This is a genomic window from Brevibacillus fortis (assembly GCF_003013395.1).
In the GTDB taxonomy this organism is placed as follows: domain Bacteria; phylum Bacillota; class Bacilli; order Brevibacillales; family Brevibacillaceae; genus Brevibacillus; species Brevibacillus fortis.
Genome location: NZ_PXZM01000003.1, coordinates 281,419 through 297,058, shown reverse-complemented (window position 1 = coordinate 297,058; position 15,640 = coordinate 281,419). Strand labels below are relative to the sequence as shown.

Here is a 15,640-nt window from a genome sequence, read left to right as displayed (position 1 = left end):
GAGGTAAGCATGATGAAACAGATCAATATGGACGATTTGGTCCAGCGCGTAATGGATGAGCTGTCCAAAATAGGTCAGGGCGTGATTGATTTTCCTGAGCAAAAGCAATGCGGGGTAAAGAACCCAAACAATCCAGAAGCATTGGAGCAAGCCATGAAACGAACGCCGGCTCGCATCGGTATCGGTCGGGCGGGTACCCGGATGAAGACGGGAAGCTACCTCCAATTTCGTATTGATCAGGCAGCAGCACGCGATGCGGTCATGAAAACCATCAGTCCGCAGCTGATCGAGAGCCTGCAGCTACCTGTCCTCCATTCAAGAGCGACGAGCATGGAGGAGTATTTAATGAACCTCGACTCAGGACGAATGCTATCGGATGAGTCCGCTCGCTGGCTGGAGCAGAATGGGGATAAAAACAAAGACGTGCAAATCGTCATCTCGGACGGACTTAGCACCTCTGCATGTGAAGCGACCATTCCAGACCTCTTGCCTGCATTGATGCAGGGTCTGTCCATGCGAAACATCAGTGTCGGGAAACCGGTGTTCATTCACAAAGGCCGCGTGTGGATTCAGGACCAGGTCGCGTCCATTGTCAATTGCAAGGTCGTCATTTCCTTGATTGGGGAGCGACCAGGGCTTGCAACGGCAGAAAGTCTCAGCGCTTACATGATTTACAAACCGGATGCGAATACGGTAGAATCAGATCGTACGGTTATTTCTAATATTCATAAGGGTGGCACACTGCCGATTGAAGCGGGTGCGTACCTTGCAGAGCTTTTGGAGGAAATTTTGAAGTACCAGGCGAGCGGTGTAAAATTATCACAGCTTCGGGCGAATAAAGGGTAGATTCCCACTGGCGCTTCCTCCTGTCTTGCACTAGAATACATAGAAGATAACCAATTTCTATGAGGAGTTGCTACGCATGACGGAGCCAAACCAAAACGAAAAAGAAACCACTGAGCAAAAGCCTGGGAAGATCAGCCTGCAAGAAGCGATGAAGCGCAAAATGGCTGAGAAAAAACAAGCGCAAGCACAAGCCAATAATCCGTTGAATCAAAAGGCGCAAAATCAGAGTATGAAAAGCCAGCTTACTAAAAAACCAAACAATCAACGCAGACGTATGGGCGTATAGTTTCGAAGGAAGCAAGGCAAAAGGGAATGTGCAGCAAGTTTAGGCTGCAGATTCCTTTTTTGTATGATCATTGATACATAATGAGCTTCTACGTTCTAAAATGCATCGATAAACCAACAAAGCTGGCGAAAAGAAAAAGCATAGGGCTCGTAGACCTTGACAACGCCTACCCAGTCGGAACTTGAAAAAGGGGACCACGCTTGTCGAACACTTCTCCCTCGAGAAACTTCCGCCCGTAGGGTGGCTTTGGCTCGACGGTCCCCTTTTTGAAGTGGAGACGAACAGTCAATCCCCCCTGCTGGCGTGTCAGAGTCGAAGAGAACTGTGCTTTTTCTTTTCCACCACTATGTTGACTCAAAAGAAAAGTGGGGGCAATCATGAAGGTAGAACGGCTACTTGCTATTGTCATCATGCTGTTGAATAAACGCCGTGTGAGCGCCCGTGAACTATCCGACCACTTTGAAGTATCCTTGCGTACCGTCTATCGGGATCTGGAAACCATTAATGCAGCAGGAATTCCAATCGTAGCGTACCCTGGGGCAAGCGGCGGATACGAGATCATGGAGAATTTTACAATCGATCGGCAATACTTATCCTTGGACGAGCTGGTCGCAGTGATTGCTGCACTAAAAGGGGTTCATTCCTCTACAGACGATAAGCAAATCGGACAGCTTTTGGAAAAAATAAAAGCGTTGCTCACCACTGCACCGTCCTCCCTGCAAGGAAGTGCACATCCTGTCGTTTATGATTTTAACCCGTGGGGCAGTACACCGGCGATCGCCGAAAAAGTAAACAAGCTGCGAGAATCCATCGAGAAAAGACTTCGCGTGCGGATCACCTATACGAAAATACAAGGCGATGCGACAGAGCGCACTATTGAACCTGTCACACTGATAATCAAGGGCTATGTGTGGTACGTGTATGGCTATTGTTTACAGCGCCAGGAGGATCGTCTGTTTCGCTTATCGCGGATTGCAGACATGTCTGTGCTGTCAGAGGAGTTTTCGCCTCGCCCGTATCACGTAGATAAACTGGAATGGCTCGAAGAATGGGATACAGCGGAGCGCATTTCTCTTGTCCTCCAATTTGCGTCGCGTGTACATGTAAGGGTGCGGGATATGTTTGAACCAGAGACGATAGAGACGATGCAGGATGGCTCGTTGCTGGTACGAACGACGATGACAGACGATGAGTGGTTAAACGGAATGCTGCTTAGCTTTGGCGATGCCCTGTGTGTACATGAGCCTGCGCATGTGAGGCAGAGAATTGGTGAGACGGTAATAAAAATGGCAAAACTTTATGAATAAGCGTTGGAACGTTGACAGATAGTTGTCAGGGTAAGGTCGTTATACTAAGTCATGTAAACAAACTCTTACAGGAGCGTGGTTAATGATGAACCCAACGATTGTCAAACTGGATGAAATGCGTGTGGCAGGCTTACAAATTCGGACTACGAATGAGGCAGAATGCGGACCGAATGCGAAAATCGGAGAACTGTGGCAGCGTTATTATCAAGAAGAGCATCCTTTCAAAACTCCCCACCAAAAAGAACCAGGTGTTGTTCTGGGTGTGTATTCCGATTACGAGAGTGACGAGACAGGCGAGTACTCCTTGTTAGTAGGAACCGTCGTAGAAAAAAACGGGGAGCTGCCTGCTGAGCTTACGGTCAAGACGCTGCCGGCTTCTACCTATGCAGTATTTACGACGCGAGTAGGCCCGATGGTAGAGGTTGTGATGGAAGCGTGGGCGAAAGTGTGGGAGTGGTCCCATCAACCGGGGAACAAGCGGACATTTACCGGAGATTTCGAGCGATATGACGGAGTGCGCTGCGCTGACCCCAACAACACGCAAGTGGATTTGTACATTGCGATCTCAGAAGAATAATGTGAAAAAAGCAATCAGTCGTAGTCGATCAGGCTACGACTGATTACTTTTTTCCATGATTTCTTCACAAGTTTCGTTTACTCTAGAGAGAGAGTTGCAGAGGGGAGTCATACAGACAAGATGGATTGGATAACGAATATAGAAGCCCTAGCAGAATGGATTCGCTCTCTGGGGATGCTGGGGATTATCGGCAGTATATTATTGAACATCGTGATCAGTGTGGCAGGTGTATTGCCGTCCATTTTTTTATCGGGTGCGAATGCGGTAGTGTTTGGCCTGTACGGAGGGTTCTTGATTTCCTTAACGGGAGAGGTGGTGGGTGCTTGCATCGCCTTTTTCCTTTATCGCTACACGATAAAAAAAGCAGATCGGCGCCAAAAGCTGAAATCGTTCAAATGGGTACATGCCATCAATGGAACGACGAGTTTTCGCAAATGCCTTGCCATCGTTTTGCTCCGCTTGAACCCGATGATGCCTTCCGGTGTGATCAATTTGGGTGCGGCTTTGACGAATATCACCTTCGCGCAATTTTTAGTTGCGACCTTGCTTGGAAAAGTGCCGTCGATGGTATTTGAAACATTCGTCGGACATGATTTGATTACGTTTAGTGAAAACAAGTTTCGCTTGCTCTTTGCCTTACTAGCAGGTGCACTCGTCTTTTTGCTTTTCTGGAAAAAAGGAAAGGATCAAACACAAGAGGAGTAAGGGGGATTCACATGTCTACGATCCTGCTAGTCGATGATGAGCCGCAAATTTTAGAAATATTGTCCTCCTATCTGCAAAAGGAAGGCTATCATGTTCTGACCGCTCAAACAGGCAAGGAAGCAGTCGAAATGGCCACGACGGTCTCCTTCACCTGTATCATTTTGGACCTGATGCTTCCCGATCTGAGCGGAGAAGAAGTCTGTATCCAAATTCGCAAAGAGTCCCGTGTCCCGATCTTGATGCTAACGGCGAAAAGTGGAGAGGCGGATCGGATTCGCGGGCTTACGATTGGCGCTGATGACTATTTGATCAAGCCGTTTAGCCCGAGAGAACTCGTAGCGCGTGTTCGAGCCATTATGCGTCGTGCGGGCGATTATTCAACACTATCTGATTTCGTCGAGGTGGGAGACTTGACTATATCGATGAATGAGAAGAGAGTGACGAAAAATGGAGTCGCTTTGGAGGTTACGCCGAATGAGTACCGCTTGCTCACAACGCTTGTCCGCTATCCAGGAAGAACGTGGGGCAGGGAGGAGCTCGTGCGTGAGGTGATGGGCTTTGATTTTGAAGGATACGACCGAACCATCGATACGCATATCAAAAATCTTCGCCAAAAGATAGAGGCAGACGCGAAGCAGCCGGAATATATCAAGACGGTTTATGGATTGGGCTATCGCTTTGACGATCCCATGAAGAAGTGAGGCCAAGATGAAGCATATATGGGTGAAGCTCGCCTTTGTGATCATGACAGTCGGCGCATGCGCTGTTCTATTTTCCTCTTTGCTGTCCGTAAAGGAAATGGATGTTCATTTTTCAATGTATGCCAATGAAGTGAGAAATCAGCATAACCAAGAAATATCGCGTCTCGCACTCCAGGCGTATCAGGACAATCAAGGCTGGGGAGCGGATGCCTACCATAAGCTTGAAGCGGTTTCAGCGGTCTTGGGATTGCATATCACCTTACTCGATCAACAGCAACAAGTGCAAAAGGAGTGGGGCAAGCGGCCAGTCCATAATAGCCATTACAGTGTAGACAAGATTCCCCTTGTGAGTAAGGGTGTCATGATCGGGCAACTAGTGATCAGCCACGATGATCGGAGTGCGTATATGACCTTGGAAAGCCATTTTCAATGGGCGCATAAAAACACGACGCTGTGGACGATGGCTGTGCTGCTCATTCTGGTTATCATCATCAGCATACCGCTCGCCCGGACCATGGTTCGTCCAGTCGTACAAGTGAGCACAGCAGCACAACGAGTCGCGCGGGGCAATCTGTCCATACGCGTTCCGGAGCCTCGTGGCAAGGATGAAGTGACTTCATTGGTCGCTGCTTTTAACAACCTCGTCCAAAGTCTTGAGCACCAGGAGGAGCTGCGCAAGCGACTGACCTCCGATATCGCCCATGAATTGCGAACACCACTGAACACCTTGCTTGCCCAAGTAGAGGGAATGATCGACGGCATATGGGAAGCAACTCCCAAAAATCTCGAAAGCACAAGGTCTGAAGTACTGCGTTTAAGCCGTCTCGTTCGCGATTTGGATCAGGTGATCCAGGTGGAGTCGGGCTCCTTGCAAATGCGCAGTGAAGCGGTGGATCTGCGTGAGGTTGTCAAAGAAGTCACCGAGTCGATGAGTGCTACCTTTGCCCGTGCTCAAGTGAATTTTCACTTCAACGGAGATCACGCTGTCTGGATCAAAGGGGACAGGCAGAGACTGGCGCAAATCGTGGCCAATTTGTTGACGAATGCCTGCAAGCATACACCAGCGGGAGGAGAAGTCGTGGTCACTGTAGACAAACCGAGTACAATGGTCCGTATGCAAGTGAAGGACAGCGGCACGGGCATCGATCAAAAGGACCTTCCCTACGTCTTTGAGCGTTTTTATCGGGGAGATCGCTCACGAGCAAGAGAACGCGGCGGAGCAGGATTGGGTTTGACGATTGTGAAAGGGATTGTGGAAGCACATAAGGGAAGCATCTCGTTGGATAGCAGAGTGGGCGAGGGGACGACCATTACGATTTTGTTTCCGCCACAAGCTCATGAGGTCGAAAAGTAAGCCTAAACCGTATCGTTCTAGCTACACTTCGTTTATGATAGGAAGAGAATTTGAATATTCGATACAAAGAGGGAGAGCACATGTTTGATTGGACTACCATGGGAGCATTTTTGGCTGTTGTGATCGGCCTCTTTTTAATTCCAGGACCCGCTGTCCTGTTAACCGCGACGCGTACCGTACAGGGAGGACGTAAAGCAGGGATTATGGCAGGGCTGGGTATTGCCACCGGGGACTTCATTCATACGATTTTTGCTGCGGTCGGTTTATCAGCGATTTTGATGACATCTGCATGGGCATTCAATCTCGTAAAATTCGCGGGAGCGGCTTACTTGGTTTACTTAGGGGTTCGGGCCATGCTTGAAAAGCCGGTTGATCCAGAGCTGCCAAAAGTAACTCCGTTGCCACCGCTGCAATCGTATGGGCAAGCCATCCTCGCGGAAGTTCTGAATCCGAAGACGGCGTTGTTCTTTCTGGCGTTTCTGCCGCAATTCGTACATCCAGAGCGAGGGGAAGCCATTCTCCAGTTTCTCGTCTTGGGACTGATTTTCGCCATCTTGGGGTTCTTTTACACCGCGTTGATTGCGATCAGCATTAGACCATTGGGGCATCTGGTGAAGCGAATTTCCTGGCTGGGCCGCTGGAGTGGCAAGATCGTAGGTTCTGTTTACATCGTGTTAGGTTTAAAAGTAGCGCTGCAAGAGAGATAAGGTAATGAGTCGGGAAGACAGTCTTCCCGGCTTTTTTATTGCAATCTCGGCATTGCGATTGGCGCCTTCGTGGGAGGAATCATTGTCGATACGATTGGATTGATTCATACACCTTGGGTCGGCGGTGTGATGGTGCTTGGGGCAGCTGCTCTCACGGTTATCAGCAGCAAGCTTGAGAAATCTCGTCGTTAATCGTGGAGAGGCGGCGGATGGGAGAGGAATTGGCATCTGCCTTACTTCCTTCGAATCACGGCCCCCTGCAAAACAAAGGTAATTCCTAAGATTCCTGCGATTGCCAGCAGGCGAATAAAACCATTTGAGACAAACAGGTTGACGCAGATGAGCCCAATAATGATAAGAATAAGTATAATCACCGTTTTTCCCGACATGGATCTGTTCCCCTTTCCCCCATTGAAATGAAAATCACAAAATAGTCAGTCACTTATTGCGTAAGGTAAGTGGCCTCGTCAAATCGGACTATGCGGGTAGGTCCATGGCGTACGAGTTAATTTCAGGGCCGTCAGAATCTCCTAGCTCACTCTCCCAGTTCCTACTATTGTAGCGAATAGGCTAGAAGAAGAAAAGGACGTGAAAAAACTCCCTTCTGTCATCGCCAGGTTCTCACCGGCATGCCTGAAAGGGAGTTTCCGCTTGGAAAGCAACGCGTTACTTCGTCGCTAGCTGACGCTCAGTTGCCTGCTGCTTTAACGGCTGTCCGGCCAATTGTGATCGTTTGGATCGAATTATGATGGCCGTAATCAACAGCGCAATACCATTGATGATAAATACGAAGCGAATCGGGATGAGTCCTCCGAGAAAGCCGCCAATGATCGGCCCCATCATGGTCGCGAGCTGCGTTGAGGATTGGTTCAAGCTAAATGCTCTGCCGCGAAATTCTGGTTCCGTGACTTTTACAATCATAGCGTTGATCGAAGGATAAACAGCGGCAAAAAACAGTCCGTACGCGAATCGCAAAATGCCAAATCCATACAGATTGGTGAAGAAAAATTGCAGTAAATTTCCGATCGCTCCACCCATTAAGCCAATGAACAAGATTTTGGAATAGCCGACCTTTGTCCCGAGCTTACCCCACTGTGGAGCAGCAATGACCGTCGCGATGCCCACTGCCGCAAAAATGATGCCAGAGCTAAGGGAAGCATTTTGCTGCGAAGCGCCCAATTGCATGACATAGACAGTTAATAAAGGTTCAAGTAGCATAACGGAAATCGTGACCATCAAGCTCATACCGAGTATGGACATCAACGGACGGTTTGCCAGCGCAGCGCGCAAATCTTCCCGTACACTCGAGCGGGTGCCAGAGCGGTTCAAGTTCGTTTCCTTCACAAAGAAAGTTGCGATCAGCGCTGCTACGAGCACGACAAATCCTGAAAAAATGAAAGCTTCGGCGTTTCCCCACACATGACTGACGACACCGCCAACCAAAGGACCGATGATTCCTCCTGTTGCTCCCGAAGTCGCCATAATCCCTAGCGCGTAACCGACGTTTTTTTCTGGTGTATTCGTCGCTACCAGCGCAATGGCGGCAGGAACATAGCCGGCAAGCAAGCCCTGGAAGATCCGTAACACAAGAAACAAATAGGGGTCCGTAATCAAATAAGTCAAAAAGTACAACAAAGCGAGGCTAAATCCAGAGCGAATCAACATAGGCTTTCGTCCATATTTGTCCGCAAGAGAGCCCCAAAATGGTGAAATGAGTGCACTTGCTAAAAACGTGATGCCAAACGAAATGCCGGACCAGGCTTCCAGATGCTCATTGACCCCCAGTGAAGTATGCAAGAAGATGGGCAGGAAAGGGATGGAGATGGAGTAGGCGGTGCTACAGAAAAATACCCCAATCCATAACACAATCAAATTACGTTTCCATGAAAATTCCATTTTTCTGTCACAACCTTTGCAGTAAAAAGCAGGAATATCGTTATTGATCATTCTAGCACTGCAATTTACTGCTGACCAATTCGGAAATATGATCGGACTATTGCAAAAATGAAATAAGAGGAAATCTGGACGGCATTCGCAAATAATGAAAATCGGCTTACGAAAAAAGATTACAATCTTTCCGCTCGTGCCAACAGCATCCATTAAAGGAATTTCTCAGCATAATATGTACCATTAAGGGAAGATTACTCCATGATGACACTAAAGGGTAGAAAAAGGAAGTTATTATGGACAACCATCTGAAATCCATTCCATTCAACCAAGTAATCATGATCTTTCTATTGTCTTCTGGACTTATGAATCATGTCACGGTCATCCCATTTTTATTAAGTACGGCAGGACGAAGCTCCTGGGTATCAGTATTGGCAGCAACTATTCTCGTATGCTTGTGGGCTCCTCTTATTCGGTATCTCATGTGGAGTACAAATATGGAACCGTTACATACCTGGATTCAAATACGTTTTGGACGAATCGTATCTTATTTGCTCCTTATTCCAGCCATGATCTATGTCTTTTTTTTCGGAACCGTAACTTTGGTTGAGACGATTGCATGGGTGAAAACCATGCTTCTACCTGATACACCCGTATGGTTTTTGGCACTTTGGCTCATGGTTGCTTGTGGATGGGCGGCTATGTCTGGTTTTAATGTCATTGCCAGGGCGTCTGTATTTCTTCTACCATTTGTCGTACTATTAGGCTTTTTTGTAAGTACAGCCAATATTCCTCGCAAAAATTATTCTCATTTGCTACCGATTTTAGAGAACGGCTATTCGCCAGTTGTACAAGGATTGATTTACATTAGTGGAGGCTTGTTGGAAATTGTATTGATTTTATTCATGCAACCCTTTCTTATCAAAACGCCTAAGACAAGTAAGCTTATTCTTCTTTTATGGTTGCTTTGCGGTTTAACTATTGGACCTTTAATCGGGGCAATTGCGGAGTTCGGTATTGTAGAAGCAAGTAAACAACGGTTTCCGGCATTTGAAGAGTGGCGACTGTTGCAAATAGGTAAGTACATTGACCATGTCGATTTTTTTGCGGTATATCAATGGTTGGCCGGAGCTTTTATTCGCATTGCTTTGGCTTTGCTCATTCTAAAAAATGTACTCCCTCATCCTTGTGTAAAAAGATCAAATGGTATCGTTCTAGGCTTTGCTTTTTCAATGTTTGCCGTAGTAAGCCTACCATACAACGATAAATTGTTTTATGAATTCCTAGCTCAATGGTATTTTCCAGTGGCCGTATGGTTTACTCTTCTATTTTCCGGCATTCTTTTTGTCCTAATTGTCATGAGCAAGAAAAGAGGAGTGAGCTCGGGATGAAGGAAAGCTTTCTCGTAAGAATGAAAGAACTCATGGAATCATGCGCTGACATACAAATGCAACAATTTTCCAACCATGGTCAGATTGTGCACCTGTTTTACCAGTCGGCTTTAATCGATATGAAGCGTTTGCGCGAGTCTGTTGTTCCGAGACTCATTGATTTGCTCGAAAAAGGCGATTCAGGCTGGACAAGATTTCAGCACGAAATGGGTGCTGTGATATTGGTGCCCACACTGGAAGAAGGTGAGATTTCCGCCAATCTATTTAATGGGAAACTCCTCGTTTTTTTGGAAAAAGATTCTTCTTTAATAAGTCTGGATATAAGTCAAAAACCTACACGTAATCCGGAAGAAAGCCCTGTTGAACCAACCATACGTGGGGCACGTGATGGTTTCGTAGAGGAACTGGATACAAATATCGCACTTGTGAGAAAGCGCCTGTCCACCGAGAAGCTGCACGTTCAAATTTATACTGCGAACGGCTTGCAGCGAACACGCATTGCCTTATTGTATGTTTCTGATCGAGTGCCTCCACATTCTCTCAATGTCATTCGTAATAGACTTCTTCACTTAGAGAACACAACATTGACAGGGGGAAGTGGCCGATTAGAAGATCTGGTATCGGATTGCCGCTATTCTTTTTTTCAATTGAATGACTATACGGGAAGGCCTGACTTTGCCTCCGAACGACTGCTTCGAGGTAAATTTCTGCTTATTTTTGAAGGAACTCCGACCGCTACCATAGGCCCCATTACTTTAGCGGATCAATTTCTCAGTCCAGAGGATTCTTACTACCATTATATTGTTGCGACTGTCGGACGATTCATCCGCTTTCTCTGTTTTTTCTTTGCTTTCTTTATCCCGGGCTTCTATGTTGCATTATTGATGTACAATCAGGATCAGCTTCCGTTTCCGCTTTTGGCGACGATTGGTTTATCGAGGAGGGGGCTACCGATTCCGGCTATTATAGAAATGCTGTTGATATTAACTTTGCTGGATATCTTTAGAGAAGCCATAGCACGACTTCCGACTCCTATCGGTTCTACTATTACAGTAGTGGGTGGATTCATTATTGGAGACGCCGCATTAAAATCGGGACTATTGTCTCCAGGTATGACAGTAATTGCTGCTTTTTCATTTGTAGCAAGCTCTACTTTAGTTAATATCAGTTTGCAGGGGGCAGTTCGAATTTTACGTGTGGGCGTTCTTCTTTTTTCAGCATGGTTGGGTATTTACGGAACAGTCTTGGCTCTACTGTTTGTTTTGTTGTATTTGCTGAATTTGCATTCGTTTGGGTCTCCCTTTTTTCCATCAGAAAAAATAAATAGTAAGAATGGATTTTTTCGATTCATACGACCGCCATTTTCCAAAAATGGGTTGTCGGCTCATAAACATTCTGAAGGTGGAGAAAAACGATCATGAAAAAAATAGTTATGGCCCTCGTTATTTCATTCGTATTCATCTTCATTCTAGAGGGCTGTTGGGATGCAAAAGAAATCGAGAATCAAAATTATATAACAGCTTTTGGTGTTGATTACAAAAATGGGAGTATGGAGGTCTTCGCCCAAATCTTGAACTTCGAAAGCACTGCCAAAACCGAAGGAATAGTATCAAAAGCAAAGATATCTGTAGGAAGAGGTCAGGGAACGTCATTTATTGCAGCGATGGAGCAAATCTCGAAAAGTAGTCAGCGGCGTGAATTCTGGGGACATGTTTATTCTATTGTTGTCACTGAAAATATCCTTCGAGAGGGAAAATTAGCAGAAATCATTGATGTGGTAACTCGTCATCGAGATATGCGGTATTCGAAATGGGTATTTGCAACAAGAGAAAGCTTGGCTAATTTGTTATCTACCCACACCATTTTTGATGTAAGTAACCTGAATAGTATTTTGAGTAATCCGCAGGATCAGTATGAACAATTTTCCAACGAACGAATACTTTACATGAATGATCTGATTGCGGAGCTGAATGAACCGAATTCAACGGTATTGATCCCATCCATTCAGATAACTTCGAAGACCTGGCAAGAGAATAAGAAAGCGATCCCTTTGCTTGAATTAAATGGACATTTCATCATGAGTGGTTATCGCTACAAGGGTTGGATTAATCAGAGAGAGGCAAGGATGGGGCGCTGGACATATCGACATTTTAAGCAATCTAACATAACAATCGAGCAAGATTCAAAACCTGCCACAACATTGATGGTGAAAAGATCCGATTACGATATCCGTGCAAAAGTGGTTCAAGGAAAGTTGCGTTTTGCATTGTCGCTGTCTTTGACAGGGGAACTTGTTCAGGTGCAACAGGATGTACCATATGACAAAATCGAAAAGCTTGTAGGACAAACTGTTAAGAAAGAGATAAGGGAGTTTTATAATCGTGGATTGGAGCTACATGCGGATTTGCTTCAATTGGGTGTCTTTCTCTATAAGAAAGATCCGAAACGATGGAGAGAGCTAAGTGTTGAAGGTACCCTTCCATTGAACCCCACTACTCTCGAAAAAATCGATGTTCACTTTAGAATCGTGAATGGACATAAATATAGGCTCCGAAGGTAAGAGGGAATCAGTTTGGCAGGAAAGATAGGACAAAACATCGCGGATAAGGAATGGTGATCAAACATGCATAACATAACATTGGACAGCAATAACCCCATCTTTAATTTTACATAACGCAACAGCAATAGGAATAACTGCCTGTCAAGATAATCAAGTTATGTTATGATAAGACTGAAATTTCAAAATATTTAAATGAACTTGACGAAGGGCGGTTATGACTATGACCAAGGATTGGAAGGATGCAAGGCAATTACAAAAATCATCCGTAACCAGACGGAAGTTCCTCCAAAAAACGGCGATGCTGGGGTTGACTGCGGCTGTACCTGCTTCTCTTCTGACACTTGGAATTGCTCGTGGGAAGGATGAAGGTTCTCCCCGTTCTCCAAAGCTTGCAAGTGGTACGATCGTCGATGTTCCTGGCGTAAAAGTCGGACAAGTCCAAAATGAGGAAGCCTTGACTGGCTGTACAGTCATTGTGCTGGAAAAAGGATCAGCGTGCGGGGTAGATGTACGGGGTTCTGCTCCTGGGACACGAGAAACGGATTTGTTAAATCCGATCAATTCTGTCCAAGAGGTCAATGCTGTCGTTTTAACAGGGGGCAGTGCCTATGGCTTGGATGCAGCAAGCGGTGTCATGCGTTATATGGAAGAACAGGGCCAAGGGTACAATGTCGGGGTGGGCGTCGTCCCTATCATTCCAGCTGCAGTTATTTTTGATTTATCGATCGGCAGTGCAAAAATCCGTCCGGATCAGCTGATGGGCTACGAGGCGGCGCGCCTTGCTAGCAAACAGCCAGTCCAGCAAGGAAATGTAGGGGCAGGGACGGGTGCGACAGTTGGAAAAATGGCTGGGATGAAGCGAGCGATGAAGGGTGGACTAGGAACAGCTTCTCGCCGTCTGCCAAATGGTCTCGTCGTAGGTGCAATCGTAGCGGTGAACGCCGTCGGAGAAGTGCGGTTCCCCTCTACAGGAGAAATTTTGGCAGGAGCGAGGGAAGAGGATGGAAATATCCGCGATAGCCTGTCCTGGATGATCGATGCAGCAACTCCCCCGGTTCCGGCAGGGACGAATACTACCATCGCAGTGGTCGCGAGCAACGCGAATTTGAATAAAGTACACGCGAACAAAGTCGCGCAAATGGCGCATAATGGACTCGCAAAAACGATTCATCCGGTTCACACGATGAGTGATGGCGACACGATTTTTGCCATCGCCACTGGGGGCGTGGATGCTTCGGTCAATCTCGTCGGGACGCTGAGTGTAGAAGTGCTCGCGGAAGCGGTCGTCAATGCGATCCTTTCTGCCAAAGGAGCGGGTGGGGTGCCTGCTTATCAAGATTTACTTTAAGTGAAAGTTCGGTTCGAACCTCTCAGCTGGCAAAGGACAAGAGGCGTTCGAGCCGTTTTTTTCTTCATAGAAACCTTTCTTATAAACCAAATGTGCTCCAAACAGAAAAAAATCCCAATTAAGGATCGATATCAAGAGAAAATCCATATATAATGAAAATGATTTTCAAAATCAAATACTTGATTGATGTGTTCTTGAGAGAGAGGAGTTGCTGCTTCAATGCTTCGCAGATTTTTTTCTTACTATCGGCCTTATCGTGGATTATTCATCCTCGACTTCACGTGTGCAGTGTTCGTTGCCTTGTTGGAGTTGGGATTTCCGCTAGCAGTGAACATGGTTGTCGATCAATTACTTCCAAGTAAGGATTGGAATATGATCGTATGGGCGTGCATAGGACTTTTGGCTTTGTACGGTCTTAACTCGGGGATGAACTATGTCGTCACGTACTGGGGACATATGCTTGGTATTAATATCGAGACGGATATGAGAAAGAAGCTGTACGACCATATTCAAAAGCTCTCTTTCCGCTTTTTCGATAATACCAAGACGGGGCATCTATTATCTCGCCTAACGAATGACTTGATGGAGATCGGGGAGGTCGCTCACCACGGTCCGGAAGATTTGTTTATCGCCGTGATGACGCTGATCGGAGCATTTCTTTTGATGTTCAATATTAATGAAGAAATGGCGCTGCTCACATTCTTGGTGATTCCGCTCTTGATATTCTTCGTTGTTCACTTTAACCGTAAAATGACGGGAGCGTTCCATCGACTGTACGGTGACATGGCCGATTTCAACGCACGTGTTGAGGACAATGTAGGCGGAATGCGTGTCGTACAAGCTTTTGCCAACGAGCAATTTGAAAACAAAAGATTCGCTGAGAACAACCAGCGTTTCCGGATAACCAAGCTGTTATCTTACAAAATCATGGCACAAAATATTTCTGTCAGTTACGTGCTTATGCGTTTAGTCAATTTGTTTGTCTTGATTTGCGGAAGCTGGTTTGTCATTCAAGGTGAATTGACCTACGGTGAATTTATCGCTTTCTTGTTGTTAACAAATGTATTTTTCCGTCCTTTGGAGAAAATTAATGCAATTATCGAGAGCTATCCAAAGGGGATTGCCGGCTTTAAGCGCTACATCGAAATCATGGACACAGCGCCGGATATTGCGGATGCTCCAGATGCGATTCAGGTAGAGTCATTGAAGGGTGATATTTCGTACAAGAATGTTTCATTTAGCTACGATCAAGAGTCTTCTGTTTTGCAAAACATTGATTTGAACATCCGGGCAGGAGAAACAATTGCATTTGTAGGCCCGTCTGGAGCAGGAAAAACCACTTTGTGCAGTCTCTTGCCGAGATTTTATGAGATCGACGGAGGCAGCATCACCATTGACGGAATGGATATCCGCCAAATCACGTTAGCGTCACTGCGCAGCCAAATCGGGATCGTTCAGCAAGATGTGTTCCTCTTTTCTGGGACGATTCGAGAAAATATCGTGTATGGAAAACTAAACGCTTCTGAGGAAGATATCTGGGAAGCAGCGCGTCTGGCTAAACTAGAAGAGTTTATCCGTTCCCAGCCTGCTGGTCTTGAGACGATCATTGGTGAACGCGGAGTCAAATTGTCCGGTGGTCAAAAACAAAGACTGGCGATTGCGCGGATGTTCTTGAAAAACCCGCCGATCTTGATTTTGGATGAAGCGACCTCTGCACTAGATACCGAAACGGAGGCGGCGATCCAGCAATCCCTGCAAGAGTTGTCCAAAGGCCGTACGACATTGGTGATCGCCCACAGATTGGCTACCATTAAAAATGCAGATCGAATCATCGTTGTAACGGAACAAGGTATTACGGAGCAAGGCAGTCATGATCAGCTCCTGGCTCGTGAAGGCATCTATAGCAGATTGTATCAAGCTCAGTTCGGCACGTACCTTGACCAGTCGAACAAGGTATTTTCTGGATAATGG

General features: G+C 46.3%; 15 protein-coding genes and 1 pseudogene. 14 read left to right on the top strand and 2 right to left on the bottom strand.

Annotation, left to right across the window (positions count from 1 at the left end; genetic code table 11):
- Positions 1-12 precede the first annotated feature (12 nt).
- The 9 genes and pseudogenes from eutC to C7R93_RS02930 form a co-directional block, all read left to right on the top strand.
- The gene (eutC, locus tag C7R93_RS02975) at positions 13-846 is read left to right on the top strand and encodes an ethanolamine ammonia-lyase subunit EutC (protein WP_106837398.1); all 834 of its coding nucleotides are present in this window, start codon (positions 13-15) and stop codon (positions 844-846) included.
- A gap of 76 nt (positions 847-922) precedes the next feature.
- Positions 923-1,132 (top strand): hypothetical protein, encoded by a 210-nt coding sequence (locus tag C7R93_RS02970; protein WP_007727355.1) that lies wholly within the window; start codon positions 923-925, stop codon positions 1,130-1,132.
- 377 nt (positions 1,133-1,509) lie between these two features.
- The gene (locus tag C7R93_RS02960; RefSeq protein WP_106837397.1) at positions 1,510-2,439 is read left to right on the top strand and encodes a helix-turn-helix transcriptional regulator; all 930 of its coding nucleotides are present in this window, start codon (positions 1,510-1,512) and stop codon (positions 2,437-2,439) included.
- Positions 2,440-2,521: 82 nt separating this feature from the next.
- Positions 2,522-3,016 (top strand): GyrI-like domain-containing protein, encoded by a 495-nt coding sequence (locus C7R93_RS02955; RefSeq protein ID WP_106837396.1) that lies wholly within the window; start codon positions 2,522-2,524, stop codon positions 3,014-3,016.
- Between the two features lie 120 nt (positions 3,017-3,136).
- Positions 3,137-3,721, top strand: coding sequence for a TVP38/TMEM64 family protein (locus C7R93_RS02950; protein WP_106837395.1), 585 nt, complete (start codon positions 3,137-3,139; stop codon positions 3,719-3,721).
- 11 nt (positions 3,722-3,732) lie between these two features.
- Positions 3,733-4,422 carry a response regulator transcription factor gene (locus tag C7R93_RS02945; protein ID WP_106837394.1) on the top strand — a complete coding sequence of 230 codons (690 nt, stop codon included), beginning with the start codon at positions 3,733-3,735 and terminating at the stop codon, positions 4,420-4,422.
- 7 nt (positions 4,423-4,429) lie between these two features.
- Positions 4,430-5,776 (top strand): HAMP domain-containing sensor histidine kinase, encoded by a 1,347-nt coding sequence (locus C7R93_RS02940; protein WP_106837393.1) that lies wholly within the window; start codon positions 4,430-4,432, stop codon positions 5,774-5,776.
- 80 nt (positions 5,777-5,856) lie between these two features.
- The gene (locus tag C7R93_RS02935) at positions 5,857-6,483 is read left to right on the top strand and encodes a LysE family translocator (RefSeq protein ID WP_106837392.1); all 627 of its coding nucleotides are present in this window, start codon (positions 5,857-5,859) and stop codon (positions 6,481-6,483) included.
- A gap of 42 nt (positions 6,484-6,525) precedes the next feature.
- Positions 6,526-6,675: pseudogene (locus C7R93_RS02930) on the top strand (MFS transporter); the annotation flags it as partial.
- A 41-nt stretch (positions 6,676-6,716) separates the two neighbouring features.
- On the opposite strand, the gene C7R93_RS30155 reads toward C7R93_RS02930, so the two are convergent.
- Positions 6,717-6,872: a hypothetical protein gene (locus C7R93_RS30155; protein ID WP_167402425.1), complete on the bottom strand. Its 156-nt coding sequence runs from the start codon at positions 6,870-6,872 to the stop codon at positions 6,717-6,719.
- A 277-nt stretch (positions 6,873-7,149) separates the two neighbouring features.
- Positions 7,150-8,379, bottom strand: a complete 1,230-nt coding sequence (locus tag C7R93_RS02925; RefSeq protein ID WP_106837763.1) for an MFS transporter — start codon at positions 8,377-8,379, stop codon at positions 7,150-7,152.
- 287 nt (positions 8,380-8,666) lie between these two features.
- Between C7R93_RS02925 and C7R93_RS02920 the strand changes: the two genes are divergently transcribed.
- The 5 genes from C7R93_RS02920 to C7R93_RS02900 all read left to right on the top strand — a co-directional run bounded on the left by C7R93_RS02920 (position 8,667) and on the right by C7R93_RS02900 (position 15,637).
- On the top strand, positions 8,667-9,761 hold the full coding sequence (locus C7R93_RS02920) for a GerAB/ArcD/ProY family transporter (RefSeq protein WP_106837391.1): 1,095 nt from the start codon (positions 8,667-8,669) through the stop codon (positions 9,759-9,761).
- Positions 9,758-11,182 carry a spore germination protein gene (locus C7R93_RS02915; protein ID WP_158264006.1) on the top strand — a complete coding sequence of 475 codons (1,425 nt, stop codon included), beginning with the start codon at positions 9,758-9,760 and terminating at the stop codon, positions 11,180-11,182. The genes C7R93_RS02920 and C7R93_RS02915 overlap by 4 nt, the downstream gene beginning before the upstream one ends.
- Positions 11,179-12,321, top strand: coding sequence for a Ger(x)C family spore germination protein (locus C7R93_RS02910; protein ID WP_106837389.1), 1,143 nt, complete (start codon positions 11,179-11,181; stop codon positions 12,319-12,321). Before C7R93_RS02915 ends, C7R93_RS02910 begins: the two co-directional genes overlap by 4 nt.
- A gap of 220 nt (positions 12,322-12,541) precedes the next feature.
- Positions 12,542-13,669, top strand: a complete 1,128-nt coding sequence (locus C7R93_RS02905) for a P1 family peptidase (protein WP_208637780.1) — start codon at positions 12,542-12,544, stop codon at positions 13,667-13,669.
- 219 nt (positions 13,670-13,888) lie between these two features.
- Positions 13,889-15,637, top strand: coding sequence for an ABC transporter ATP-binding protein (locus C7R93_RS02900; RefSeq protein ID WP_106837388.1), 1,749 nt, complete (start codon positions 13,889-13,891; stop codon positions 15,635-15,637).
- Positions 15,638-15,640 lie beyond the last annotated feature (3 nt).

Coding starts and splice junctions, on each gene's coding strand:
- eutC (WP_106837398.1), top strand. CDS start 13: ATGAAACAGATCAATATGGACGATTTGGTCCAGCGCGTAATGGATGAG.
- C7R93_RS02970 (WP_007727355.1), top strand. CDS start 923: ATGACGGAGCCAAACCAAAACGAAAAAGAAACCACTGAGCAAAAGCCT.
- C7R93_RS02960 (WP_106837397.1), top strand. CDS start 1,510: ATGAAGGTAGAACGGCTACTTGCTATTGTCATCATGCTGTTGAATAAA.
- C7R93_RS02955 (WP_106837396.1), top strand. CDS start 2,522: ATGATGAACCCAACGATTGTCAAACTGGATGAAATGCGTGTGGCAGGC.
- C7R93_RS02950 (WP_106837395.1), top strand. CDS start 3,137: ATGGATTGGATAACGAATATAGAAGCCCTAGCAGAATGGATTCGCTCT.
- C7R93_RS02945 (WP_106837394.1), top strand. CDS start 3,733: ATGTCTACGATCCTGCTAGTCGATGATGAGCCGCAAATTTTAGAAATA.
- C7R93_RS02940 (WP_106837393.1), top strand. CDS start 4,430: ATGAAGCATATATGGGTGAAGCTCGCCTTTGTGATCATGACAGTCGGC.
- C7R93_RS02935 (WP_106837392.1), top strand. CDS start 5,857: ATGTTTGATTGGACTACCATGGGAGCATTTTTGGCTGTTGTGATCGGC.
- C7R93_RS30155 (WP_167402425.1), bottom strand. CDS start 6,872: ATGTCGGGAAAAACGGTGATTATACTTATTCTTATCATTATTGGGCTC.
- C7R93_RS02925 (WP_106837763.1), bottom strand. CDS start 8,379: ATGGAATTTTCATGGAAACGTAATTTGATTGTGTTATGGATTGGGGTA.
- C7R93_RS02920 (WP_106837391.1), top strand. CDS start 8,667: ATGGACAACCATCTGAAATCCATTCCATTCAACCAAGTAATCATGATC.
- C7R93_RS02915 (WP_158264006.1), top strand. CDS start 9,758: ATGAAGGAAAGCTTTCTCGTAAGAATGAAAGAACTCATGGAATCATGC.
- C7R93_RS02910 (WP_106837389.1), top strand. CDS start 11,179: ATGAAAAAAATAGTTATGGCCCTCGTTATTTCATTCGTATTCATCTTC.
- C7R93_RS02905 (WP_208637780.1), top strand. CDS start 12,542: ATGACCAAGGATTGGAAGGATGCAAGGCAATTACAAAAATCATCCGTA.
- C7R93_RS02900 (WP_106837388.1), top strand. CDS start 13,889: ATGCTTCGCAGATTTTTTTCTTACTATCGGCCTTATCGTGGATTATTC.